Origin of the sequence: Bacillus sp. M13(2017) (assembly GCF_002218325.1) — a bacterium.
In the GTDB taxonomy this organism is placed as follows: domain Bacteria; phylum Bacillota; class Bacilli; order Bacillales; family Bacillaceae_G; genus Bacillus_A; species Bacillus_A thuringiensis_K.
In genome coordinates this window covers 55,358-80,126 of record NZ_KZ268500.1, presented here as the reverse complement: position 1 = coordinate 80,126, position 24,769 = coordinate 55,358, and the positions used below count along the sequence as shown (strand labels likewise).

Below are 24,769 nucleotides of genomic sequence, written 5' to 3'. Positions count from 1 at the left end.
AATGCTCATAAGTGAAACTCATTGTTTTTCTATAAAATCTGTACTTTTCTCTTTTACAAATAAAAAAACTGCCCTTTAACAGGCAGTTTTTCTTTATCCAAACACTTTCTCAAGTTCATCTTTATCTTGGCTTAACCAGAAGTTCATTAAGCGTTGTGCTCCTTCTAAGTCGTGAAGCTTCGCTTGACCACATTGTGTTTCATTTGCAGCTGGAATTTCTGTAATTTGAACCGCATCTTTTAATGTTAGTTCTAATAAATCAATAATTTCTCGTACTGTCGGTGTTCCGCTTACTACAAGATAATATCCTGTTTGGCAGCCCATCGGTGAAATATCGATAATATCAAAGTGCGGATAACGATCAATATATTTACGTAAATTAAATGCTAATAAATGCTCTAACGTATGAATAACATCTGGTTTCATTGCTTGTTTATTCGGTTGGCAGAAACGAATATCAAATTTATTTACAATACCGTCACTACCTACATTGTGAACTCCGCAATGTCTTACATAAGGTGCCTTTACAATCGTATGATCTAATTCAAAGCTTTCTACTGATGGCATACAACATCTCTCCCGCTTTTAATTTAATTCCGTTATATCCAATATGATATAACGGAAATGCACATTAGTAAAGTATTATGTACAGTCGTGCTATAATACTTTAAGAATATGCTGAAAAGGAGACCGTTATGAAACAGATTTTTATTGGGATTATACGCTTTTATCAAAAGTTCATTTCTCCGATGACACCACCAACATGCCGTTTTTATCCGACTTGTTCTCATTACGGATTAGAGGCGTTCCAAAAACATGGTGCATTCAAAGGCTTTTGGCTTACTTGTAAGCGTATATTAAAATGTCACCCTTTCCACCCGGGAGGATTTGATCCTGTCCCAGATAAAAAGGATGACAAAGTAAATTCTTAATTGTCGTAACCATTCACAACTAAATCTAATTTTCCTGTATCAGGATCTATAACAAGACCGTGAACAGGTACTTCTTCTGGAAGTAATGGATGGTTGCGAAGTATTGATACACTATGTTCTACACTTTCTTCTACACTAGAGAACCCTTGTAGGAATCTTTCTAAATCGATTCCAGAATAACGGAGTGTATCTAATTTCTCATTTGTTATACCGCGCTCTTTCATCTTCTCAATTGTACTGCTTGCCTGAATTTTTGCCATACCGCAATCGTGGTGACCAACTACACAAACTTCATCAGCACCAAGTTCATATACAGCAACTAAAATACTACGCATAATACTTCCGAATGGATGTGAGATAACAGCTCCTGCTACTTTAATAATTTTCACATCACCGTTACGCATATTCATTGCTTTTGGTAATAATTCAACAAGACGAGTATCCATACAAGAGATAATTACCATTTTTTTATTCGGGAATTTTCCCGTTTCATACTCTTCGTATCTTTTCTCTTCAACAAATTTTTCATTGTATTGTAAAATCTCTTCTAATGACTTCATAGTAAAGAACCGATACGATAAACTTAACTAAATCTATACAATTCAATCAAATTTACACAAGTTTGTGCTTCATCGTGTTCTCGCAGCCCCAAAGGGACGAGGGGTATAACACTCCACACGAGGCAGTATCGTTACCTCCTATTATCAAGCATTTATTTTACCCATCTTGATAAATTTATCGACGCATTTACATCCCTATCGTGATGGCTATTGCATGAAGCACAACACCATTCACGAATCTTTAAACTCCACTGTCCTTCTGGTTGAACTGAATGGTCGTATTTTACGCCGCAATATGAGCAAATCTTACTTGAAGCGAACCATTTATCAGCTTTTACATACTCAATGCCGTACTTCTCACACTTGTATGATAAACATTGAAAGAAGAAGTGTAATTTTTGAAATGAAAATGCTTTCGATAGTTTTTTGTTTTTTAACAGGTTTGAAATAGATAAGTCTTCCACAACAATCCTCATTGGTTTGGTTTTCACCAATTTAGCTGTTGCTTGATGGATATGGTTATTTCGGATATTCGTAATTTTCCTAGATAACCGCAGGTGCTCAGCTTTCGCTTTTTCATATCCGGTAGATTGAATTTTTACACCTTTTTTAAATCTCCTAGACATATCTCTTTGCGCTGACTTTTTCCTTTTCAAAAGTTTTTTAACCTTGGCATCTTTGTTTATATTTCGTTCTTTCGTACCATTAGAAGCTACAAACAGCTCTTTTAAACCAACATCCACACCAATCGACTCATCGGTTAGTTCTTGTGATTCAAAGTCTTCTTGGAACCCTACACTAATCCACCAGTGACGACCGTCAAAGGTAACTCTTGGATTGGATGGTTTTTTGTTTCTTGGTAGTTGTTGGCTTGTTTTCACTTCTCCAATAGACTGAATATGAACTACTTTCTTTCCTATAATTAGTCTTTCATAATTGGCATAAAATCCTTGGATTAAATCTTTTTTGGATTTATAAGAAGTGTGATAACCATTTTTGTACTTTTTGAACGAATTTTTTCTCGCCGTATCAAAATCTTTTGAAGCCTGTTTGGGAACTTGTGCATTGATGTCATTTAACCACTCATATCTCTTTCGCTTCTTGATCTTTGTAAATCGTTTCTGTAAAACTAACTGTGAAACAGATTTTCCAAATAGCTTATAATATCTATCACTCATTCTTTTACAATAGTTATAAGCAAATCTTGCAGCACCAGCATGGTTTCTAAGCACTTTTTCTTGTTCAGGCGTTGGGATTAGTCTAACTTTCTTCGCCAATATCATCAGAAGTCTACTCCTTTACTGTGCGATTATTCAGGCACTCACCTTTCAGATAATGAAAGATTTGTTCTTCTGAATAGTAGCGTGTTCCACCAGCATTCTCCTGAGACTACTCGGATGCAAACCTGTTAATTCTGATACTTGACTAACTCGTAAAAATTTCATTATTATTCTTACCTCATTGAATCTAACATAGTACATACGTTCGATATATTCAATGAGGTTTGATAGATTTAATTAAATGTATCTCGTTCAACTAAGGGCGCAATTCCTTAGCCAGTTCTCTTATGAACTTCTCATGTTTTCACATGAGCGCAGACTATATGTTTATCTCTTTAGAGATAGAGGATTTTTCCATCACCATAGGCTTGTGATGTACTCTCGTCAGTTACACGAGATAGTCGTTGAACGTTCATCTTATCCATTTTGACTTAGATGATTCGATGCGGAAGACCCATTGTTCTAGTGTTTAGGATTTAACCTTGCACCATCTGATTGATTTTTTCTGCTTTCGCAACATTCACGCTCGCTATTTCTAGCCACGTTGTAGTTCAATCAGCTTTAGGGATTGCCCGCAGTTAACCCTCACTACTAGCCAATCACTTGACTAGCAGGGCTTACTGATATATTTAATTAACTTTAGTTATAATTGGTTAAATAAATCGTAACAGTTAGTTACCCTCTTTTCTCTCATTTACATTACTTATATAGTGTACCAAAATATGAAAAACTCAAAAAGGATATCGCTTTATAGTAAAAATAAGATGTTTTCAGATAATCGACATAATTCTTTCAAAATATACACACAGCTTTGTAACAAGTCTCACATACTTTAAACGTATTTTCACTATAAACTGATTGTAGATAATGTAAAAAAGGAGTGAATATTTATTATGTCCGACGTTCTGTTACTGAGTCGTTTTCAATTTGCAATTACTATTTTTTATCACTTTTTATTTGTACCTTTGACAATTGGACTTGTTATTTTGGTAGCATGTATGGAGACTCAATACGCCCGCACATTGAATCCAACATACCACAAAATGGCAAATTTCTGGGGTAAATTATTTACAATTAACTTCGTAATGGGGATTATAACCGGGATTACGATGGAATTCCAATTTGGAACAAACTGGTCTGAGTACTCCAAATATATGGGAGATATTTTCGGATCACCTCTCGCAATCGAAGCACTTGTTGCCTTCTTCTTAGAATCTACTTTCATGGGAATATGGTTATTCGGTAAAGACAAAATTTCACCAAAGTTTCGTGCCTTCTGTATGTGGATGGTTGCACTTGGAACAAATATTTCCGCCCTTTGGATTATTACAGCAAATGGTTTTATGCAAAACCCTGTTGGCTATGTAGTACGTAACGGTCGCGCTGAATTAAATGATTTCTGGGCACTCGTTACGAATCCATACGCTTGGAATATGTTCTTTCATACTGTAGTTGGTTGTTATATCGTAGGTTCTTTCTTCGTTATGGCAATTAGTGCCTATCACTTATTACGTAAAAATGAAGTAGAATTCTTCAAAAAATCATTTAAGTTTGGTTTAATGTTAGGCTTATTCGCCGCAACAATTACACCGTTTATGGGACATCAATCTGGTGTATCAGCAGCTAAATATCAACCCGCAAAAGGAGCTGCGATGGAAGCAGTTTGGGAAACTGGAAAAGGACAAGGCTTCTCAATTGTTCAAATTCCTGATGTGAAAAATGAAAAGAACTTGGAATTCCTTACGATTCCAAAACTCGGAAGCTTCTTCTATACAAACTCATTTGATGGCGAAATTGTCGGTTTAAAAGATATTCCGAAAGATGAACGTCCAAATGTTAACCTCGTGTATTATAGCTTCCGCTTAATGGTTGCACTTGGTATGTTCTTTATGGCATTAACTTGGTACGGCTTCTATTTAAACCGAAAAGGAAAACTAGAAAACTCAAAACGCTATTTAAAAATTACAATATGGTCTGTCTTACTTCCTTATATTGCGATTAATGCAGGATGGATTGTCGCTGAAGTAGGTCGTCAACCATGGACAGTATATAAACTAATGCGTACAGCGGAATCTGTATCGCCTATATCAGTTCCACAAATTTGGTTCTCATTAATTAGTTTAATTTTGTTCTACACTTTACTTTTAATCGCAGACGTATACTTAATGCTGAAGTTCGCGAAAAAAGGACCTGCAGCATTAGAAGAACCTGCTACTGAGGGAGGTGTAGCCCATGTCTCATGATATGCTTGCAATCATCTGGTTCGGTTTATGGGGCGTGATTTGGACAGTTTACTTCATTCTTGACGGGTATGCACTTGGTAACGGAATGATTTTTCCCTTCGTTACGAAAGACCGACAAGAACGAAATCAATTACAAGAAGCAATTGGCCCGTTCTGGGGCGGTAATGAAGTATGGTTGATTACAGCTGGTGGCGCAACATTTGCTGCCTTCCCAGTCACATATGCTAATATGTTTAGCTATTTATATACACCATTATTCTTAGTATTACTTGCACTGTTTGCTCGTGCCGCTGGACTAGAATTCATGCATAAAGATGATTCACCAATTTGGCAAAAAACTTGTAAATGGGCATTTGCAATTGGCAGTTTCCTAATCGCCTTCTTATTCGGTGTTACATTCGCTAACTTGTATTATGGACTACAAATCGGAAAAAATGGCTATGAAGGAAATTTGCTTAGCTTATTAAACCATTACGGTATATTAGGTGGTCTTTTCTTCACTGCTATATTTGTCGTATCCGGTGCCCTTTGGGTCATGATTAAAACGACTGGTGAAGTATCTGATCGTGCTTATAAAATCGCAAGACCGTTTTCAATGGCAGCTGCTATCATTTTAGCTATCTTCTATGTAGCAACTGCTAATCGGACAAACTTATTCCAAAACTTTACGGAATATCCGGTACTATTCATTCTTCCAGTACTTGCAATGTTAATGAGTGTACTCGCACTTATTATGGTGTACAAACATAAAATTGGCCTTGCATTCACATTCATTTGCCTAACAATCGCAATGTTTATGACAACTGGCTTTGCAGGTATGTTCCCAAGAATGTTACCATCTCGTATTAACGATGCATACAGTACAACGTTATACAACGCAGCTGGTAGTCAATTAAACTTAAAAATTATGTTCTTCGTTGCAATGGTCATGGTACCAATCGTTATTGGATATCAGCTTTGGAGCTACAGTATCTTTAAAAATAAAATTCATAAAGACTCTGCTAAAGGGTATCACTAAGGTAAAAAAAAGACACTTCATTTGAAGTGTCTTTTTTATACGTATGATTTTCGATAAGATGTTATATTTCTAATCTAACAACTATACTACAGAAGAATCATTAACAGCTCACAGCTAGATTGTAGCACAGGACAAGTTCATCATTTTATGCAACTTTGCATATCACACTATAAAGTAAACTGTATTCCCTGATCATTCGCATCATTATCCCATACATCAGCTGTACTAATCCCGCTAAATGTTTGTACTTTCATTCCTGTATTTGATGATCCCGATCCATTATAAGCCTTCGTCTTTTCAATCGGCTGTACGTTATATTTGTCACCTACATTAATTGTTCCATTGCAATTTTCAATAATAACACCTTCCACAACTGCCGGCATTTTGTCACCCACTTTCATTTCTTTACTTTTATTTTATGAAAATCGCCTAGAAAAATAGCATGTTTTAATAAGAAAAAGCACTCAATTTGAGTGCTTTTTCTTTAAGCATAAAGACAAGTTTGGAGACAGTTGACTTCTTCAAAATTTTATTAGGGGTAATATTTTGAAAAAGAAAGCCTTTCATATGTAGATTAACACCACTGGAATATATAGTAAATTGATAATGTTTATACGGAAGATTGCTAATGTTTAGTATAGATAGTTTACACTATGCTAACAGTGAAAACTATCTATACTAATAAAAAAAGGTGCCTTCAAAAAAGACAACTTTCAAAAACAGACACTATAAAACAGAATTATTTATTGTTATATGATTGTTAGATACAAAAAGTAGAGGGAAATGTTTGTATTAAATTCTGCTTTATAAAGTCTGTCTACAACTTATATTGTAATCCTCTGCCTTTGAAAAAAAATATAATATGCACAATTGCATACAAAAAGAAAAAGCACTCTACTGAGTGCCTTTTCAACCATTTTACTTTTAATATATCGCTTTGAATATATTGTAACATATGTATCTATATATTTTATTGAGAAAATTCAAAATCCTTTTTCTTTCATTTTCAATTATAAAATCATGTAATATAAAAGGTATGTCAAATTCTTATACAAGTTGAGGTGTACTATATTTATGATGTATTTTGGAATTATTCCTCTTATACTGTTTATTATTTTTCTTATCTCGTATTTAAAAGATCCGCGAAAAATAATAAACGGCTTTTTATTTAATGCCTTTATCTGTTCATTTCTATTATTTTGCGCTATAGCCTCATTTGAGTCTGGTAATAACGATTTACATTTTATCGTTATCATCCCCATGTTAGCACTACTTGTAATGATACCTTTTGCTATAGTCGCTTTAATGTTCGGACTTTTTCTTAATGCAAAAATTTTAATGCAACGTGAAGGAAGGCGTTTCACAAACTCTTTAACTTTAATTGCTGCTTTAGGGATTTTATTCTTTATAACGCTCCCTATCATAAACCCAGCAAGTTTAGTTTCATCGCATTTAGAGCCTATTTTTGCAGCTATTTCTCTTATAAGCTTCTATTTCTTTATACACTTATCTAACTTCTTAAGCGCATATTTTTTATACCAATTCAACAGACCAAGACGTAATCAAGATTTCATTATCGTTCTTGGTAGCGGCTTAATTAATGATAAAGTACCACCATTACTTGCAAGCCGCATTAATAAAGCTATCGACTTCTATTGGAAACAAGCCGCTGTGAATACACCACCAACAATTATTTTCTCTGGTGGTCAAGGTCCAGATGAAGGCCTTCCAGAAGCAGAAGCAATGCAAAATTATGCTGTTGAAAAAGGAATTCCGCTTGAACATACAGTACAAGAAAATCGCTCTGTAAACACATATCAAAATATGTTGTTCTCTAAAGAAATTATGGATTCTTTAAAACCTGAAGGTAAATATAAAAGTATTTTTACAACGAATAATTTCCACCTTTTCCGCGCTGGTATATACGCTAGACAAGCTGGTCTTAATAGCCAAGGAATCGGGTCAAAAACTGCATTTTATTACTGGCCTAACGCAATGATTCGTGAATATGTTGCAATTGTCGTAATGGGACGTAAGCGTCATATGAAAATATGTGGAACTATTTTAGGTTTCGCTTTATTCATATCAGTACTTAGTTTTATATTTTCTTAATAGTATCCCATCCTTTGAAAGGATGGGATTTCTTATACTCATTTCAAAAATATTTTAAAGATAATATGGTGATAATATTCCCTGCATACATCCATTAAAGGAGAATTTTTTCAAATTAAATGTTAAAATGAAATTTAGGTGTGAATAACGTAACAAATAAGAAACTAGTTTGAAACGAGGAAATTATATGGAGAAAATTATCAAAAACAAGCCCAATAAGCTAAAAATTGCTTCAAAAGCTTTGATGATTATTATTGGGGCATTTATCACAGCGTACGGATTAGAAGCGGTATTAATTCCAAATAACGTATCAGACGGTGGTGTAACTGGTTTAAGTATCGTTAGTTCAAGATTATTTGGATTGCCATTAGGAGCTCTAATCGCAGTTATTAACATTCCTTTCGTTTGGTTAGGGTATAAGCAAATCGGTAAAAGCTTTGCGATTTATTCTATTATCGGAATTGCTTCATTAGCAGTAGGTACCGTTGTCATGCACGGAATACCAGCTATTATTGAAGGTGATACATTATTAGTTACAGTTGTTGGTGGTATTATCATCGGTTTTGGTATGGGACTAGCATTACGTAACGGTGGGGCATTAGATGGAATCGATATGCTTGCTGTATTGCTTTCTCGTAAGTTACCATTTGGAACGAGTGACCTTATTTTATTCTTAAACATGTTCGTATTTATTTTCGTATCAACGGTATTCGGCCTTCAAGGAGCTATCCTTTCGGCAATTGCTTACTTTATCGCTTCGAAAGTGATTCATATCGTTGAAGTTGGTTTAAGTGGTTCAAAAGCATTTAAAATCATTACAAAAGAGCCTGAATTAATGGTAGAAACAATTCGCGATCGTTTAGGCCGAAGTGCAACATATAACGAAGTATACGGTGGTTATTCAAGAGAGAAGTTCAAAGAAATTTCTTGTGTAATTAACCGTTTAGAAGAAAGTAAAATGAAAGAACTTATTAATGAAATCGATCCACACGCTTTTATTACAGTTTATGATGTAGCAGAAGTAAAAGGCGGTAATTTCAAGAAACGTGATATTCATTAATCGTTATGAAAAAGAGGGTGTGCCAACAATTTGGCACACCCTCTTTTTATTATTAAGTTGCTATCGTTGTCAGTTTTTGTCGGTAAGTCGATATATTTCAATAATCGCTGATATATTTTTACTCTCCCCCTTATGCCTAAATCGCACTAATAATAAGGAATTAATTCCCATAACAAGAAAAAAGACCAAAAAGCAACTCACACTTTTCGGTCTCTACACTATCTTCTCTTCGTAATCTTTCCTGAACCACCGACCCTCGTTTTCGGAGGAGATGTATTCCTTGGCGGGGTTTTAATAGATGATTTTGGCTTCACATCTGATCCGCTTGAACCACCTGGATTTTTCGTTATTTTCCCTTTGCTTCCAGTAGGAGGCGGAGGCGTACTACTTCCTTTTTTAGTAATACTTCCTGTATCTCCTACGGAAGGTTTCGAATCTACATGATCGCCTCGCTTAATGATAGACCCTTTTCCTTCCTTCGTAATTGGAGGAGGGGTTTTCTTTTCTTCTTTCGTAGGCGGTCTCTCTGGAATAACCGGTTTATGATTTTGTCTGTCATTATACCCGCGGTAATCACCGTACGATGATTTTCGTGAACCAAATATATCATTTAATATACTTCCCATAATATACCCTTGCAAGAAGGACGGTTGGTAATTTTGACGGACAAATTCTTTATTACTTATTTCAATTAACGTATCAGATGGTTTCTCTTTATCCTTTTGCAGGTTATAAATCTTATCAGAATAAACGAGGAACATTTGATTTTCGTCTTCTTTAGATGCTTGCTTCGGTTCTCTTTCGTTAATGAGTTCCTTCGCTACTTCAGGAACCGACCGATTGGCGGCCCTATACACGTAAGATTCTTGTTTACCTTCCTTGGCAACAGATTCAAGTGGATAACGGTCTTGAATCGACTTTGTCTGCCCGCCTTGACAACCTGATAAGGCATAACCAGCAACAACAAGTAATATAACGATAGCAAGTATAGGGATCACAAACGATTTAATCATGGTAAACAATCGGTTTGACATGATTACGCCCCCTTACGTTGCTCTTATAATTTGTACATCAGCAGGAATGATTGCTTCTCCCTCATACATCATTGTGCGACCATTTTGCCATTCAATACGCAATAATTTTCGATTATCTGATTGGAATTCCCATATATACTGTTCTTCTGAAGCTGAGAATGGAGTTTTTCCCATCACAACAACACGTCCGTTATATTGTTCTTCCATATGGTACTCGGTATCATCCATTTCAATTGTCGTCGGAATTTCATCAATTGAATCTAAGCGACCATCAATTGGAGTATATAATTTGTAATACGTATTTTCACGGTCTTCAATTTTTAAATAACGAATATCTTTCCCGTCTTGCAGTGTCAAAACAATTTCTTTACGAGAATGCATACTCGTTTTCCCAATTAATTCATACATAACTAATGAAACTTCAATCATATCGCCAGGAGCTAACGTTAAAAGACTCTTTTCCGGCTTCGGTGGCTCTGGGCTTTTCATTATATTTTTAATTCGTTTAAATAAACTCATGATCTACCCCTCCTTTTCTCTTTATAAACACGCACCTAAAATTAGTGCACCAACAATATGTAATGATCCGGCTAGCATCGCATGTGCAACGCTACCTTCTTTCGTACCCTCTTCTAAATCAAGACCAGACATTTTCTTTAATACGAATTCGATAAACATTTCTACCACTAATAAAATAACGAAAGAAACTGCTGATGCAAGAAGTGCTTGCCATAAATCATTTGCTTTCGTTATCGATTGGGATAAAATGTACCCTTGTGCAAATAATTTCATAATAAAACGAGTTGTTACAGCTGTATTTCCATTTTTGATTTCTTTTAAATCATTGTATTTTGTAAAAATTGAATCAACCCACATAATTGCAAATAAAAGTACTGCACTCGCTCCAGTCCATACAAGCATGGCTAACACATTTGTCCATGTCATTGCAAAACCTCCTCTAAAAAATAATAGAAAACCGACATGAATTTGTTTAGACATGTCGGTTCATTTGTCTCTATTCTATATTATTTCTCATACTGCTTCATAATACGAGCTAATTCATCGTCAACAGCAGAATTTTTATTTAAGCTTGCGAATTCATCATCTAATGATTTTTCTTTTTTGTACACTTCACCGCTTGCTTCTGCTTCAGCCTCTAATTGAAGAGCTTTCTCTTCCATACGGCTTAAACCAGCTTTTGCTGAGTTTGAATCAAATCCAGACATCGCCTGATTAATATTCTTTTGTGCTTTCGCCGCATTTACACGTGCTACAAGTGTCTCACGTTTATTTTTCAGTTCATTTAATTGCTTACGCATTTCTTCTAGCTTCAGGCGCAGATTATCAGCAGCAGCTTTGTTTTGCTCATAGCTTGCTTTATACTCATTCATCTTTTGCTCTGCATTTTGTTTTTCTTCTAGTGCACGGCGCGCAAGATCTAAGTTACTAGCTTGAACAGCCATATGAGCTTGTTCTTCACGTTTTTTCACAAGTGCTTCTTGCTCTTCAAATAAGATTTTGAATTTCTTCTCAAGCGCAATTTGAGCTGCTACACTTTTCTCAGCTTCTTGTACATCAGCTTGCATATCGCGTAAATATTGATCCGTCATCTTAACTGGATCTTCCGCTTTTTCAATTAATGAATACACATTCGACATTGTTAAATCTCGTAATCGTTTAAATACAGACATCTAAATTCCTCCTATGATATACCTCATATTTTAAATTCACTACTTGGAAAAATAAAAATCTTCCTTAACAGTAAAGAATAGTAATTTTTACAGCTATGTGTTTATTATAACAAAATGAAGATGTACTTACATGTTATTTCCAAAATACATCCATTATAATATGACATTCTAGATGCAATATTGTATTTCTAATATATTCTCATTATCTCCCTTTAAAATTAACTTACTTTTTTGCAATTTCACTAAATTACATAAGTGTAATATTACTGTAAGCTAACTCGATAGTTACGTTTCCATATTTCTTATACACTAATACCAGAAGCAACAAACAAGCTTCTCATCATTTCAAAACTAATACAAAAATTGTATTTACTATAAAACATTAAAAAGGAGAAATCATCATGAAAAAATTAGTAGGAATCGGATTAGCAGCAGCAATTTCATTCGGAGCATTATCAGGTTGTTCTTTATTAGGAGAAAAAGCAAACGGATTTGTACTGTACGGAACAGAAGATCAAGTAACACAAATTGCAGATAAAAATAAAAAAGAAGTGAAAGAAAAAGACTTCTATAAAATGAAAATGACAACATTAGACGGTAAAAAAGTTCTTGTCATGGATAAGAAAACTGGTGAAGAACTTGTGAAGAAAGAGTTACTTAGCAAAGTGGATGCAAAAGACGACACGAAGCCACTTGATAAATTACCAGCTGTAACAACAGAACAAGGTGTATTATTCGCAAAAGAAAAAGTAGAAAATGCTACACTTGATGGGGCAAAATTAAAATACGAAGGCAATACAATTATCGGTAGTGGCCGTGCATATGCCGACATGTTCGCGGTTGTTGATGATGCAACATACGGAAATGTAAAAGGTGAAGAAAAATCTGTAGGTGTATTAAAATTTGATAAAGACCCAAGTAAAGAATTCCCTGGAAAGAATGGTGTAGAATCATCACAACTTGTAAAAATTAAGAAGTAATAAAAAAGCTTTGCGAAATTCGCAAAGCTTTTTTCTATTTATTATGAGCAATTTGCTCCATATCCGGACTACAAGTTTGCGACTGACATGACTTATTTAAAGAACATGCCGCGCATTTTCCTTTTTTACTTCTCTTTACAAAATGAACTAACGTGTATGCTGCATAACCAAAAATGATAGCTCCAATTATAATATTGACCATCATCACAATACATCTCCTTCTAGAATCCGAGTAAGGATCCGACTTGGTATATAATGAGCGTTAATACGTAAGCAACTACGAGCGGATAAACGACTGAGAAAATCGTCCATTTCGCTGATCCTGTTTCACGTTTAATAACAGCTACTGTCGCTAAACACGGAACATATAATAAAATAAAGAACATAAATGCATATGCTGATAACGCAGTATAATGTGCTCCCATTACATTTCCAAGCACATCTTCTTTCACCGCATAAATAATTGCCATTGTAGAAACGACAACTTCTTTCGCTAAAAATCCTGTTAAAAGAGATGCTGCAGCTTGCCACGTTCCAAAGCCGAGCGGTGCAAATAGTGGTGCGATAAATCCACCAATCATCGCTAAGTAACTGTCTCCCATATCCACACCAAATCCTGATGGACCTGCGTAGTTTAATAACCAAATGACAACAGAACCACCGAAGATGAATGTACCTGCTTTACGAACAAATCCCTTACCTTTCTCCCACGTGCTTAGCCATAACGTTTTCGCTTGTGGCACGCGGTAAGGAGGTAGTTCAATGACGAAAATAGACTTTTCCGCTTTTAAAATGGTAAGAGACATAATTTTTGTAACTAATAATGCAAGAACAATACCTGCAACATATAAAGAAAACACAACAGTTGCCTGACTATGAGGGAAGAATACTCCCGCAAATAATGCGTATACAGGTAAACGTGCCGAACAAGACATAAATGGTGTTACAAGAACTGTAAGTAAACGTTCTTTTTCTTGTTCAATCGTTCTCGCTGCCATAATACCTGGAACATTACATCCAAAACCGATAATCATCGGAATGAATGCTTTTCCATTTAAACCGAAGAACTCCATAATTCTATCCATAACAACTGCAATTCGCGCCATATATCCTGAGTCTTCTAATAATGAAATGAAAAAGAATAGTGCAAAGATTTGTGGAACGAATACTAATACCGCACCAACACCGGCAATAATACCTTCTGTAACGAGTGCTTGAATAAAATCAGAAGCTCCGACACTTGTAAGTCCAGCTGTCACCCAATCCGTAAGCTGGCCACCAAAAAACTCATCTAACATATCCGATAAAGGTGTACCAATCCACGTAAACGTAACCTGAAAAATAAAAAACATAACTGCTAAAAAGATTGGAAGTCCTAAAATTTTATGTGTAATTAATCTATCAATTTTTTCTGAAAAAGGAATTTTTCCTTCTTTCTCATGCTTCATAACATTTGTTTTTAACTTTTCAATATACGCTTCACGAGTTTTGTAAATGTGCTCTTCCAACGTACAATCAAGTTTTTCTTCTAAGCGAGATCGAATGGCTGCAAGTTCCTTATAAATTGGTAATGCTTTCATCTCTTTTTCTACTACTTCGTTATTGCTTAAAAATTGAAGAGCTAACCATCTCGGATGCTCGTAATTCGCTTTCTCTAAAAGAGAAATTACTCCTCCAATTCCTTCATCCATTCGTACACCATATGAAATAATGAATGGCTTTTTCGCATTTTTGTCATTTTCTTTAAGCGTCGCAAGTAGTTCTTCACAACCTTTTCCGCTTCTTGCAACGACAGGAACGACTGTTACACCTAATAGTTCTGATAATCGTTTAACATCAATTACAATGCCTCTTTGCTTCGCCACATCAATCATATTTAAACCAATTGAAACGGGCTTACCAAATTCAAGTAATTGCAACGTTAAATGCATATTTCGTTCAAACTGCGAAGAATCCACAATATTTAACATATGCTGAAATTCTTCTGTTAATAGAAAGTTTGTTACAACACCTTCATCACGTGAAACTGGATTTAAATCATAGACACCTGGTAAATCAATTAATGTTCCTTGCTTATCTTTTAATTTACCAACCTTCTTTTCTACTGTTACACCGCTCCAGTTTCCTACATACTCATAAGAACCAGTAAGTGCATTAAATAATGATGTTTTCCCTGTATTCGGATTCCCTAGCAAAGCTACCTTATTCACGCTAATTCCACCTTTATCATTTTCGCGTCACAATGACGAATACTAATTAACTGTCCACGACACTCCAATGTACAAGGACCTTTGAACATCGCTTTTTGCTTCATGCGAAGTTCGCTTCCTTCAGAAAGACCAAAAGCAGCCAGTCTTCTCTTTAGTAACTGATCTAACGACTGAATACTTTTTACTAACACTTTCTCACCAATTTTAATATCTACTAAGCTCATAACCTTCCCCCTCCGAAGAGAATGATAATTATTTTCAAAAGAATTATAGCACACTCTATTTCTTGAGCACTATACCCTTTGACTTCATATTTATTAACATTTCTCTACAATTTTATTTCAATTATTGTCATAATAGATTCGTTTGCCATTCTCATCCATTTCGCTTACAATAAACAATAACAAATAAAGAATTTCGTTATCACAGGGGGAGCCATGCCGCTGAGAGGGAACACTTCGTTCCGACCCTTCGAACCTGTTAGTTAATGCTAACGCAGGGATTGTGCAAACGTCCGAAATACATACCTCTTTTTTATTTACGTATTTCGTATCCTCCTATGATATCTATTCTTTTTTGTACAACTTGGATTTAGGGGGAGACAACATGCGTAACACCAATTTACAAGCGATGATCGAATCTGCTATTCTTGCAGCCTTCGCCATGATCATCGACATTTTACCATTATCAATTAAACTTCCAACAGGCGGTTCCATTTCATTTGCTATGATTCCTATTTTTATTATTGCTTACCGCTGGGGCTTTAAATCAGCTTTCTTAGGCGGTTTAGTTTGGGGACTATTACAAATTGTCGTGGGAGATGCTTACATTTTAACACCTGTTCAAGCATTCATTGAGTACTTCATTGCCTTTGCTTTTATTGGATTTGCTGGCTTATTCTATCGTCCAATTCAAAAAGCACTTTTAACATCTAATGAAAATAGCTTAGAACAATCAAATTTAGGTAGCCGTAAAGACAAACCTTCATCAAAACAAAACCAGGGTAAGAAAGTCCTTGCTTATATTATCCTTGCTACATTTATCGGTAGCTTTGCTCGCTATTTCTGCCACTTTATTGCTGGCATTATTTTCTGGGGACAATATGCACCGAAAGGTCAATCAGCTGTGTTATATTCATTAATCGTAAACGGCAGTACAATGCTCGGTTCTTTTATTTTATGTACAGTTTTACTTATATTTTTATTCCTTACTTCACCACGATTATTCAAAAGCATCAATGCTTATCAAATAAATGCAAACAAAAAGGGCGCTTAATGAGCGCTCTTTTTTCATATCGTAATATCAATTAAAAATACAATAAATGCGCAAAAGAAAATAAATACCATCATACTTAGCCAATTGCTATGCACGGTTCATCGACTCCTTACATAACCTCATATTCTAAACAAATTATACTGATTAAAAATAAAGATTAGGTAAAGATAATATGAAAATAAATTAAAAAAACGTAGATAATATGATCTACGCTTTTTTCGGTAAATAGAAATAAAATAACACACCATTTTCTGTATTTTTTACCCCATATTCAGCATCATGTAGTTCTAAAATGTTCTTTGAAATGGCAAGCCCAAGCCCCGTCCCACCTTGTGAACGCTGACGAGCTGTATCCACGCGATAAAAACGATCCCAAATTTTATCTAATTGTTCTTCTTCAATGTGAGTACCTTTATTTTCAATACACACTTTTATACGATCCTTCTCATCTATTGTAGAAATAATAATATCCTCTTTATTTGGTGTGTAGCGTATGGCATTCGTAATAAAGTTCACGATGACTTGTTCAATCCGGCCTTGATTTGCAATTACTTCAAATGAACATATATTTTTATGAACATGAAGTTCTTTTTTCTCTATTTCCACAGATAGATGTTCACATATATCTTCAATTACTGTATCAATATAAAACGAAGCCTTTTTCATTTTATATGTACCAGATTCAAATTTAGCTAGCTCAAGCATATCCAAAATTAACGTATCCATTTTGTCTACTTCTCTCTCCATTGCCTGAAAATAATACTCTTTTTTATGTTCAGCTACCCCGTCTTTTAAAATAGAAATACAGCTTTTCATAATACTTAGCGGTGTTTTTAATTCATGTGAAACACCAGAAATGAATTCTTTTCGCGTCTTTTCTAACTTTCTTTCCTTTTCAATATCTTCTTCTAACTGTCCAATATGCGAATGGAGTTTATTTGATAGCACATTAATATTTTTTGATAAATCCCCAATTTCATCTTTTGAAGTAATCGGTATTTTTTCTGTGAAGTCTAAATGCGCTATTTTCTTCGTTGTATCATTTATTTTCAATAATGGCTTTGCAATTTGTTTTGAGTAATAGAACGAAGCTAAAAAAATAAGAACGACTACAAATGCAATGATATAGATATAATAATCTTGCACCATTTGTACAGCCTCATCTACGGGCTGTAAAGAAGCCATCGCATAAATATATGTTACTGATCCGCCTTTTTCTTTTATCGGCTTAATTAATAATTTATATTTTATATCATTCTTTTCATAGTCCATTGTTTGTATTGCATATTGTATATGCTTGCTCTCTTTTAATAATAAATCCGTTTGAAATTCTTTTATGTTATCTAAAAAGATGCTATTTTTATAAATTTGATTTATAGGACCTGTTACATCAGGAAGCTGAACTTTCGTAACACGCCCACCTATGTAAGCATCTAATTCTTGAGCAGATTCTTTCTGGACAGCTGGTTTCTTTTCCTTAGCAAGTTGTTCTTCGGCTGCTCTCTTTTTCTCCTCATTTAATTTCATTTTCTCCTGAAACGCTTTTTCTAACGGTTTATTAGATCCACTTAAATTTTGCTTGCCTAACGTGAAAGAGAATGGAATATAATTATCATCTTTTTTCACGCCAGAAAAATAAATTTCTTGCCCTAAAAATGCATTTGATGATTTATTATCAATCTCCTCTATATTGATGAGATTGTATAAAGGAATTTTGAATATTTGTTGTCCAAAGCTCTTTTGTTGCCTACGATCTATCGTTACCTCAAAATAAAAATCATCCGCATGTTTTAAATTCCCATTCTGATCTAATGTCGTAATCCACGTATTATTTTCTCTTAAAAAGTCTTGCTCCAGTCGCTTAATTTCTTCTGCATTTCCTACATAATTCAAATAACTCTTCTCAAAGGAATTTAAGTTCACTTTAATATCTTCTACTTTTCGATTCGCATAATATTGTTTAAAAAATATCGTTTGTCCAATAAATATCGTCACTAAAATTAACATGCATAATGCTGTTGTGAGGGTAAATAATTTTAGTACAATTCCTTTTCTCATACATTCCCCTCAAATTTATAACCAGTTCGTACTACAGTTGTAATATACTTTGCTTTCTCTCCTAATTTATTTCTTAAATTACGAATATGGCTATTCACCGTTCGATCATCGCCAGCAAATTCATATCCCCAAATTCTTGAAATGAGTTGCTCTCGCGTTAAAACTATTCCTTGATTTTTCATGAAATACACCAATATTTCAAACTCCGTATGCGTTAAACTAACATCTGCCTCATCAACAGTAACAGTACGCGACGGAAAATGGACATGGATGCCATGAATCGATAACGTATCATCTTCGTTCTCTAAAGGTTTCTTCGATGCTTTTCTACTTTCTAATAATCGTTTCGCTCTTGCTAATAAAATTGGCGGACTATACGGCTTCGTCACATAGTCATCTGCTCCAAGTTCAAAACCAAGTAACGTATCGTCTTCATCTACGCGCGCCGTCAGCATAATAATAGGCACCTCGGACGTCTTCCTAATCCTTCGGCAAACAGACCATCCATCGAGTTCTGGCAACATAATGTCTAAAATAACTAAATCCACCTTTTCTTGCTCAAATACAACTAAAGCTTCTTTTCCATCTCTTGCTTCAAACACTACATATTGCTCACTCAAAAAATAATCTTTTAATATTTCACGCAAAATATCTTCATCTTCCACAATTAAAATGTTTTTTGACATAACTTATGTATCCCCTTCCGTTTTCAGAAACTATCACTTCATTTTGAATAACTAGCCGTTAACTTCGCCTCGATAATATATCTATCTGGTGCATCCCCTATATAATCAAATGGATAGCAAGTCGTCAGTGTTAATACCGGTTCTTCTTTTTTTATAATAACAGTACGATCATCCGCGTGGGTAATCCACGTCTTTTGAATTTCATATGTGTAAATTTTATTATCATACTCTAAAACAAGCGTATCTTTTTCTTTTAACTCCCCTAAATCGGTAAATACAGTATCCCGGTGTCCACTCAAAACAGTATGTCCACCTCCAGATGGCGTTGTCGTTAAATCACTAACGAACATACCCACTCCTTTTTTCAAAGTCGTATCATCCGCTCCCCAATATATAGAAAACTTCTTCCCTATTTTTGGTATGTTTAACATCGCTACCTTTTCTCCTTCTTTATGTTCTGTTTGAGAAGAAGGCACTTGGGAAGTTACAGGTGTTTCGGAAGAAAGTTCATTATCTTGTATATTTTCAAGGCTCTTTAGTTCTTTTTTTGTTAATTGTTGAGCAGAGCTTTTTCCTTTATACCATTCGACAGCGTAATATGCTCCCATAAATAGCCCTATAGCCATCAATATGATACCGATATAATTGAGTATCTTCATGTTTCATCCCTCCATGCAAAAAATGGTAGGAATAACCTACCATTTTTAATATATGAAATTATGCCATTCTTTATAGGACAATATTTGATTTATGCCTTAACTTTATTCCGACGATTCAAACCAAATAATGTACCTAGTGCTACAAGACATGCGCTTAGTCCCATCATTGCTACATTATTAGATGCTGTGTTTGGTAATTTCTCTCCAGCTTCTTTTTTTGCAATAGCTTCCTTTTCTTTCACTTGTGGCGCTACTACTTCTTTAGCCATATTACTTTTTTCTTTTTCTTGTACTTGTGCCGCTTGCTTTTTCGCTACTTCATTCTTCTCTTGCGCTTGCGCCGCTTGTTTTTTCTCTGTATCATTTTTTTGCTGCGCCTGAATCGCTGCTTCTTTTTTTGCTATATCTTGCTGTATTTGCGCTGCTTCTTCCTTTGTCAATGTTCCAGTTGAAGCACTTGCTACTGAAGAATATCCTACTGTTAAAAGTGCCATCGCACAAATTGGTAATAGTTTCTTTTTCATTTTATTTCTCTCCTCTTATACGTTTTACATCACTTCGCATCGGATGTATCACTAGAATAAACAAGAGATATAAATTTAAGATGCAGATGAAATATATTTCATTTAAAGATTTCATTGTAGAGAAATAAAAAAACATCGCAATATATACGATGTTTTTTCGGGTGTGTGTCTCAATATTTACATATTACTTTCGCGTGATGTAGAAGTAGAACAGGCCGGAGCGATAACTAATTGTCTCGGCTCAGTTTTCTTTAAGTGATTTTTGACGTTACACTTACGACGTTGAACAACCCACGCTTTAATAGGGTTTGTCAAAATAATCTTTTGCTCTTCGTTAGGGGCCTCTTCTTCAAACCTGCAACTTTCGCTCCATTTATTCCATTTCATTGTAAATTTAGAAGAAGAATGATCATCTTCTTGATCAAACAAGTGCAAAAAATCCATCTCGCCAGCTAGCATTACGGTGTTGCTAGTTGCTAAAAAAGAAAAGGTCGTCCAACGTTTCTCCATGCCCTCCTACTCCTTTTTCACATATAGAGTGCCTAAAACTTAATTTACCTAAAATATGCTTGCCTTTTACCTTACACCCATAGTTTATCCAAAATGCTCTTATGCAACTATCGATTTGCCTTACAACTACCTTACATTTTTGTAAGAAACAAAAAAACCTTCACTCTATATAATGAAGGTTTCTTACTTTGTATCTATATGATCTCTCATATCATCAAGTCCAGCTTCTTTTAGCTGCGACATCATACCGTGCGAAATTGCTCCTAACACTAAAGTCATTCCAATTAATGAAATACGAATCGCAGGTACATCAATTACGTAAGCCAACAGGCCAAGAACAATTGTTAAAAGTAATGCTTTTATAAATGTTACACTTGTGTACTGTTTCTTCTTCATCATATTCACCCTTTATGGAAGCGTTTTCTTAATATGCTTATTATATCATATCATCAGATGATTTTGTCGTTATCTTTGTAAAAAATTACTATCTCCTTTGACTTTTTTCTTTCTATCCTTTACAGTCGAAATGTTCACAAGTTTTACACTGTAGGAGGACTCCAATGAATATTGAAATAAAAGACACTTTAATTTCTGAAGAACAATTACAAGAAAAAGTAAAAGAACTAGCACTTCAAATCGAAAGTGACTTTGAAGGAGAAGAAATCGTAGTCATTGCTGTATTAAAAGGATCTTTCGTATTTGCTGCTGATTTAATTCGTCACATTAAAAACGATGTAACAATCGACTTTATTTCTGCATCTAGCTACGGAAATCAAACAGAAACAACTGGAAAAGTTAAACTATTAAAAGATATCGATGTAAACATTACTGGAAAAAACGTCATTGTCGTAGAAGACATTATCGATTCTGGTTTAACACTTCATTTCCTAAAAGACCACTTCTTTATGCATAAACCAAAGGCACTCAAGTTCTGTACATTACTTGATAAGCCAGAACGTCGTAAAGTAGACTTAACAGCTGAATATGTTGGCTTCCAAATTCCAGACGAATTCATCGTTGGATACGGTATCGACTGTGCAGAAAAATATCGTAACTTACCATTCATTGCTTCAGTTGTAACGGAATAATCGTATAACTTAAAAAATCGATAGTACATAAAATGTATATCGGCGATTTTTTAAATATATCGACTTACCGACAATAACTGACAATCTTAGCGCCTTATTAATAGGAAAAAGCTGTTCTGAAATACATCGGAACAGCTCCTTACTTTCCATTACCAAAAAAAACAGGGAGAGATGAAAAATGACAAAAACAAAATTTGAAAAAGTACTCCTCATCGTAAATCCAAAAGCTGGACAAGGCGACTTACATACAAATTTAACGAAAATCGTACCACCTCTTGCCGCAGCTTTTCCTGACTTACATATCCTTCATACGAAAAAACAAGGTGATGCAACAAAATATTGCCAAGAGTTTGCTAGTAAAGTAGATTTAATTATCGTCTTTGGTGGTGACGGAACAGTATTTGAATGCACAAACGGCTTAGCACCTCTTGAAACTAGACCTACACTTGCAATCATTCCAGGCGGAACTTGCAATGACTTCTCTCGCACACTAGGCGTTCCGCAAAACATTGCAGAAGCAGCAAAACTTATCACAAAAGAACACGTAAAACCAGTTGATGTTGCAAAAGCAAATGGACAACATTTTTTAAACTTCTGGGGCATTGGACTCGTATCTGAAGTATCAAACAATATCGATGCAGAAGAAAAAGCAAAGCTTGGTAAAATCGGTTACTATTTAAGCACAATTCGAACTGTAAAAAATGCTGAAACATTCCCAGTTAAAATCACTTATGACGGACAAGTATATGAAGACGAAGCTGTTCTTGTCATGGTTGGAAACGGTGAATATCTTGGTGGTATTCCATCCTTTATTCCGAACGTAAAATGTGATGACGGAACACTTGATATTTTCGTAGTCAAATCAACAGGTATTCAAGCATTTAAAGATTACATCGGAAAGAAACTATTTGAAGACTCAAATGAAAATGACATCTTCCACGTAAAAGCGAAATCCATTCATATCGAAACAGAGGAAGAAAAAGAAGTAGATACAGATGGAGAAAGCTCGCTTCATACACCTTGTCAAATTGAATTATTGCAAGGACACTTTACGATGATTTATAATCCTGCGGTTGTGTAATAAAAAAAACGAGTGCTAGCACTCGTTTTTTCTCTTCTAATCTAGTTATATTGTTGAATCATTTCTTGTATTTCTTTCACTCTCTCTAAAGTAATTCCATTTCTTTGTTCGATCGCTAAAGGATGCTCGGTTGGCTCTAATTCAATATACGGTGCCGTTCCAACTTCTCTTATATGTACATTTGTTTTTAAATTTAATGTTTCTGGATAAAATGGTATTTCTACAGATAACCAACCAAAATAAGGATCACTATTTTCTCGGCCTCTCTCATCCCACTTTTCTAATACTTCATCATAACTTTCTTTACTAAGTGATACCCACACAGTCCATATGAATTTTTCGTGGTAATCAATGATAGGAATCTCTAAACAACCTCTCTCTAATAAAGTAATATTCATCGTCCATTACGCAAAGTTCTGACATTAAATAGAAGCGTTCCTCTCTTTCATGGGGCGCTACCTCGTAATAATAATATGGTGCTTCACTTCCGTAGCATAAAGCAAGTGTAAAACGACTCATTTGTACTTTTTCTCCAGATTTTCTTCTTCTTTTCATTTATTATTCTTTCTCCCATCTTTTTCAGTCACAATCAAACTCCACCCAATTTTCCCAGTTCGTATTAGCATCCTTATTTACAATTTCACTAGAGTATACCATAGACATACTTACCTTTCATTTTCTAATAATATTACTAAAAAATAGTAGAATGACTAGTTTGCATACTCTAGTTCTTTTTATGTACAATGAAGGAAAGAAGCACCTTCATGTAAGGGAGAGGACAAACTTTGTTCAACCAACAGTTAGTTAATTTACGCATTGATTTTGCATTTAAACAATTGTTTGGTACGAATGGTAGCGAAGATATTCTAATTGCATTTTTAAATGCTATGTTACAAGAGTCTTTAGAGTCGCCCATTGCTTCTCTACAACTAGAAGATCCACATTTACACAGGGAATATGAAGAGGATAAGTTATCTATTTTAGACATTTCAGCGACATTAAACACAGGAACAAAAGTTAATGTAGAAATACAACTCAATAATAATCAAGATATGGTTAAACGCAGTTTATATTATTGGGGAAGACTATACACATCTCAACTACAAAAAGGGATGCCCTACAGTGCACTTCACAAAACCATCACCATAAACTTACTAAACTTCGTAATGTTTTCGGAACACCCAGCCTTCCATACAACGAGCATATTATGGAATACACAACAACAAAAAATCCTGAGTGAAGACATAGAAATCCACATTATAGAAATTCCAAAGTTAACTGAACAATGGCATGAAGAAAAAGTAAATCCGTGGAAAGATCCATTTGTTCGTTGGCTTTTATTGCTTTCAGCAAATGAGGATGAGCACTTAACTAAACTATTGGAGGATATTGCTATGAACCAAGACCCTATTTTACAAAAAGCAATAAATAAATGGGAACGTATGAGTCAGGATTCTTCTTTCCGACAAGCCTATGACGCAAGGGAGAAAGTTTTAATGGATGAAGCAGCAAAATTCGCCCATGCAGAGACAGAAGGAATAAAAAGAGGAATGGAACAAGGAATTAAAAAAGGGCTTGAAAAAGGTATTGAAAAAGGTATTGAAAAAGGTATTGAAAAAGGCATTGAAAAAGGCATTCAACAGGGGAAAATTCAAATGATTAAAAATATGTATGATCTTGGTATACCACTTGAAACGATTGCTAAGGCAAGTAAATTAAGTTTGCATGAGATTGAGCATATTTTAGGATATAAATAGTCATAAAACAA

The 24,769-nt window shown here is 34.8% G+C and carries 27 protein-coding genes, 1 pseudogene and 1 riboswitch; of the genes and pseudogenes, 10 read left to right on the top strand and 18 right to left on the bottom strand.

Annotated elements, in window-relative coordinates; all coding sequences use genetic code 11:
- Positions 1–93: 93 nt before the first annotated feature.
- A complete protein-coding gene (luxS, locus tag CGQ22_RS00520) occupies positions 94–567 on the bottom strand; it encodes an S-ribosylhomocysteine lyase LuxS (RefSeq protein WP_001141371.1) in 474 nt (157 codons plus the stop codon).
- A gap of 128 nt (positions 568–695) precedes the next feature.
- Between luxS and yidD the strand changes: the two genes are divergently transcribed.
- Positions 696–932: a membrane protein insertion efficiency factor YidD gene (yidD, locus tag CGQ22_RS00515; protein WP_000809330.1), complete on the top strand. Its 237-nt coding sequence runs from the start codon at positions 696–698 to the stop codon at positions 930–932.
- Here the strand turns inward: yidD and CGQ22_RS00510 are convergent.
- Both CGQ22_RS00510 and CGQ22_RS00505 read right to left on the bottom strand, forming a co-directional pair.
- Positions 929–1,492, bottom strand: a complete 564-nt coding sequence (locus tag CGQ22_RS00510) for a beta-class carbonic anhydrase (protein WP_000838173.1) — start codon at positions 1,490–1,492, stop codon at positions 929–931. The genes yidD and CGQ22_RS00510 overlap by 4 nt on opposite strands.
- A 152-nt stretch (positions 1,493–1,644) precedes the next feature.
- Positions 1,645–2,775: an RNA-guided endonuclease InsQ/TnpB family protein gene (locus CGQ22_RS00505; RefSeq protein ID WP_089148189.1), complete on the bottom strand. Its 1,131-nt coding sequence runs from the start codon at positions 2,773–2,775 to the stop codon at positions 1,645–1,647.
- Between the two features lie 890 nt (positions 2,776–3,665).
- Between CGQ22_RS00505 and cydA the strand changes: the two genes are divergently transcribed.
- Both cydA and cydB read left to right on the top strand, forming a co-directional pair.
- Positions 3,666–5,015 (top strand): cytochrome ubiquinol oxidase subunit I, encoded by a 1,350-nt coding sequence (gene cydA, locus CGQ22_RS00500; RefSeq protein WP_089148188.1) that lies wholly within the window; start codon positions 3,666–3,668, stop codon positions 5,013–5,015.
- Positions 5,005–6,033 (top strand): cytochrome d ubiquinol oxidase subunit II, encoded by a 1,029-nt coding sequence (cydB, locus tag CGQ22_RS00495; protein ID WP_000017660.1) that lies wholly within the window; start codon positions 5,005–5,007, stop codon positions 6,031–6,033. Before cydA ends, cydB begins: the two co-directional genes overlap by 11 nt.
- A gap of 167 nt (positions 6,034–6,200) precedes the next feature.
- On the opposite strand, the gene CGQ22_RS00490 is transcribed toward cydB, so the two are convergent.
- Positions 6,201–6,434, bottom strand: a complete 234-nt coding sequence (locus CGQ22_RS00490; RefSeq protein ID WP_002001299.1) for a spore germination protein — start codon at positions 6,432–6,434, stop codon at positions 6,201–6,203.
- A gap of 676 nt (positions 6,435–7,110) precedes the next feature.
- Here CGQ22_RS00490 and CGQ22_RS00485 point away from each other — a divergent pair.
- Positions 7,111–8,145 carry a YdcF family protein gene (locus CGQ22_RS00485; RefSeq protein WP_139032837.1) on the top strand — a complete coding sequence of 345 codons (1,035 nt, stop codon included), beginning with the start codon at positions 7,111–7,113 and terminating at the stop codon, positions 8,143–8,145.
- Positions 8,146–8,332: 187 nt separating this feature from the next.
- Complete coding sequence (locus CGQ22_RS00480; RefSeq protein WP_000411244.1) at positions 8,333–9,205, top strand: YitT family protein; 873 nt, start codon at positions 8,333–8,335, stop codon at positions 9,203–9,205.
- Positions 9,206–9,423: 218 nt separating this feature from the next.
- Here the strand turns inward: CGQ22_RS00480 and CGQ22_RS00475 are convergent, their stop codons facing one another.
- The 4 genes from CGQ22_RS00475 to CGQ22_RS00460 all read right to left on the bottom strand — a co-directional run bounded on the left by CGQ22_RS00475 (position 9,424) and on the right by CGQ22_RS00460 (position 11,930).
- Positions 9,424–10,239: a DUF4247 domain-containing protein gene (locus CGQ22_RS00475; protein ID WP_000071188.1), complete on the bottom strand. Its 816-nt coding sequence runs from the start codon at positions 10,237–10,239 to the stop codon at positions 9,424–9,426.
- A 12-nt stretch (positions 10,240–10,251) separates the two neighbouring features.
- Complete coding sequence (locus CGQ22_RS00470) at positions 10,252–10,758, bottom strand: DUF4178 domain-containing protein (RefSeq protein ID WP_000051745.1); 507 nt, start codon at positions 10,756–10,758, stop codon at positions 10,252–10,254.
- Positions 10,759–10,779: 21 nt separating this feature from the next.
- Positions 10,780–11,184 carry a DUF350 domain-containing protein gene (locus tag CGQ22_RS00465; RefSeq protein WP_000220321.1) on the bottom strand — a complete coding sequence of 135 codons (405 nt, stop codon included), beginning with the start codon at positions 11,182–11,184 and terminating at the stop codon, positions 10,780–10,782.
- An 80-nt stretch (positions 11,185–11,264) separates the two neighbouring features.
- Complete coding sequence (locus tag CGQ22_RS00460) at positions 11,265–11,930, bottom strand: PspA/IM30 family protein (RefSeq protein WP_000110286.1); 666 nt, start codon at positions 11,928–11,930, stop codon at positions 11,265–11,267.
- Between the two features lie 401 nt (positions 11,931–12,331).
- Here CGQ22_RS00460 and CGQ22_RS00455 point away from each other — a divergent pair, with 401 nt between their 5' ends.
- The gene (locus tag CGQ22_RS00455) at positions 12,332–12,910 is read left to right on the top strand and encodes a lipoprotein BA_5634 family protein (protein ID WP_000737480.1); all 579 of its coding nucleotides are present in this window, start codon (positions 12,332–12,334) and stop codon (positions 12,908–12,910) included.
- A 34-nt stretch (positions 12,911–12,944) separates the two neighbouring features.
- On the opposite strand, the gene CGQ22_RS00450 is transcribed toward CGQ22_RS00455, so the two are convergent.
- Genes CGQ22_RS00450 through CGQ22_RS00440 form a run of 3 tightly spaced genes read right to left on the bottom strand, consistent with a single transcriptional unit; the run spans position 12,945 to position 15,344 of the window.
- A complete protein-coding gene (locus CGQ22_RS00450; RefSeq protein ID WP_000989586.1) occupies positions 12,945–13,115 on the bottom strand; it encodes a FeoB-associated Cys-rich membrane protein in 171 nt (56 codons plus the stop codon).
- A gap of 16 nt (positions 13,116–13,131) precedes the next feature.
- Positions 13,132–15,120: a ferrous iron transport protein B gene (gene feoB / locus CGQ22_RS00445; protein WP_001044824.1), complete on the bottom strand. Its 1,989-nt coding sequence runs from the start codon at positions 15,118–15,120 to the stop codon at positions 13,132–13,134.
- Positions 15,117–15,344: a FeoA family protein gene (locus CGQ22_RS00440; RefSeq protein WP_000060514.1), complete on the bottom strand. Its 228-nt coding sequence runs from the start codon at positions 15,342–15,344 to the stop codon at positions 15,117–15,119. Before CGQ22_RS00440 ends, feoB begins: the two co-directional genes overlap by 4 nt.
- A gap of 194 nt (positions 15,345–15,538) precedes the next feature.
- Positions 15,539–15,640: riboswitch (TPP riboswitch) on the top strand.
- Positions 15,641–15,726: 86 nt separating this feature from the next.
- On the opposite strand from CGQ22_RS00440, the gene thiT reads away from it, so the two are divergent.
- Positions 15,727–16,395, top strand: a complete 669-nt coding sequence (gene thiT / locus CGQ22_RS00435; RefSeq protein WP_001246577.1) for an energy-coupled thiamine transporter ThiT — start codon at positions 15,727–15,729, stop codon at positions 16,393–16,395.
- A 207-nt stretch (positions 16,396–16,602) separates the two neighbouring features.
- On the opposite strand, the gene CGQ22_RS00430 is transcribed toward thiT, so the two are convergent.
- The 6 genes from CGQ22_RS00430 to CGQ22_RS00405 form a co-directional block, all read right to left on the bottom strand.
- Positions 16,603–18,453: a sensor histidine kinase gene (locus CGQ22_RS00430; protein ID WP_089148186.1), complete on the bottom strand. Its 1,851-nt coding sequence runs from the start codon at positions 18,451–18,453 to the stop codon at positions 16,603–16,605.
- A complete protein-coding gene (locus CGQ22_RS00425; RefSeq protein WP_000041865.1) occupies positions 18,450–19,139 on the bottom strand; it encodes a response regulator transcription factor in 690 nt (229 codons plus the stop codon). Before CGQ22_RS00425 ends, CGQ22_RS00430 begins: the two co-directional genes overlap by 4 nt.
- A 38-nt stretch (positions 19,140–19,177) precedes the next feature.
- Entirely contained in the window at positions 19,178–19,798 is a 621-nt protein-coding gene (locus CGQ22_RS00420) for a class D sortase (protein ID WP_000698540.1), read from the bottom strand.
- A gap of 89 nt (positions 19,799–19,887) precedes the next feature.
- Positions 19,888–20,322, bottom strand: coding sequence for an LPXTG cell wall anchor domain-containing protein (locus tag CGQ22_RS00415; RefSeq protein ID WP_000728028.1), 435 nt, complete (start codon positions 20,320–20,322; stop codon positions 19,888–19,890).
- A 177-nt stretch (positions 20,323–20,499) separates the two neighbouring features.
- Positions 20,500–20,832, bottom strand: coding sequence for a hypothetical protein (locus CGQ22_RS00410; RefSeq protein ID WP_000415590.1), 333 nt, complete (start codon positions 20,830–20,832; stop codon positions 20,500–20,502).
- Positions 20,833–21,015: 183 nt separating this feature from the next.
- On the bottom strand, positions 21,016–21,231 hold the full coding sequence (locus CGQ22_RS00405) for a hypothetical protein (protein ID WP_002164213.1): 216 nt from the start codon (positions 21,229–21,231) through the stop codon (positions 21,016–21,018).
- A 161-nt stretch (positions 21,232–21,392) separates the two neighbouring features.
- Between CGQ22_RS00405 and hpt the strand changes: the two genes are divergently transcribed.
- The gene (gene hpt / locus CGQ22_RS00400) at positions 21,393–21,920 is read left to right on the top strand and encodes a hypoxanthine phosphoribosyltransferase (RefSeq protein WP_001019309.1); all 528 of its coding nucleotides are present in this window, start codon (positions 21,393–21,395) and stop codon (positions 21,918–21,920) included.
- A gap of 178 nt (positions 21,921–22,098) precedes the next feature.
- Positions 22,099–23,001 (top strand): diacylglycerol/lipid kinase family protein, encoded by a 903-nt coding sequence (locus CGQ22_RS00395; protein ID WP_000167907.1) that lies wholly within the window; start codon positions 22,099–22,101, stop codon positions 22,999–23,001.
- Positions 23,002–23,042: 41 nt separating this feature from the next.
- Here the strand turns inward: CGQ22_RS00395 and CGQ22_RS00390 are convergent.
- Positions 23,043–23,556, bottom strand: a pseudogene (locus tag CGQ22_RS00390) (DUF2199 domain-containing protein).
- Positions 23,557–23,786: 230 nt separating this feature from the next.
- Between CGQ22_RS00390 and CGQ22_RS00385 the strand changes: the two are divergent.
- The gene (locus CGQ22_RS00385; RefSeq protein WP_089148185.1) at positions 23,787–24,758 is read left to right on the top strand and encodes an Rpn family recombination-promoting nuclease/putative transposase; all 972 of its coding nucleotides are present in this window, start codon (positions 23,787–23,789) and stop codon (positions 24,756–24,758) included.
- Positions 24,759–24,769 lie beyond the last annotated feature (11 nt).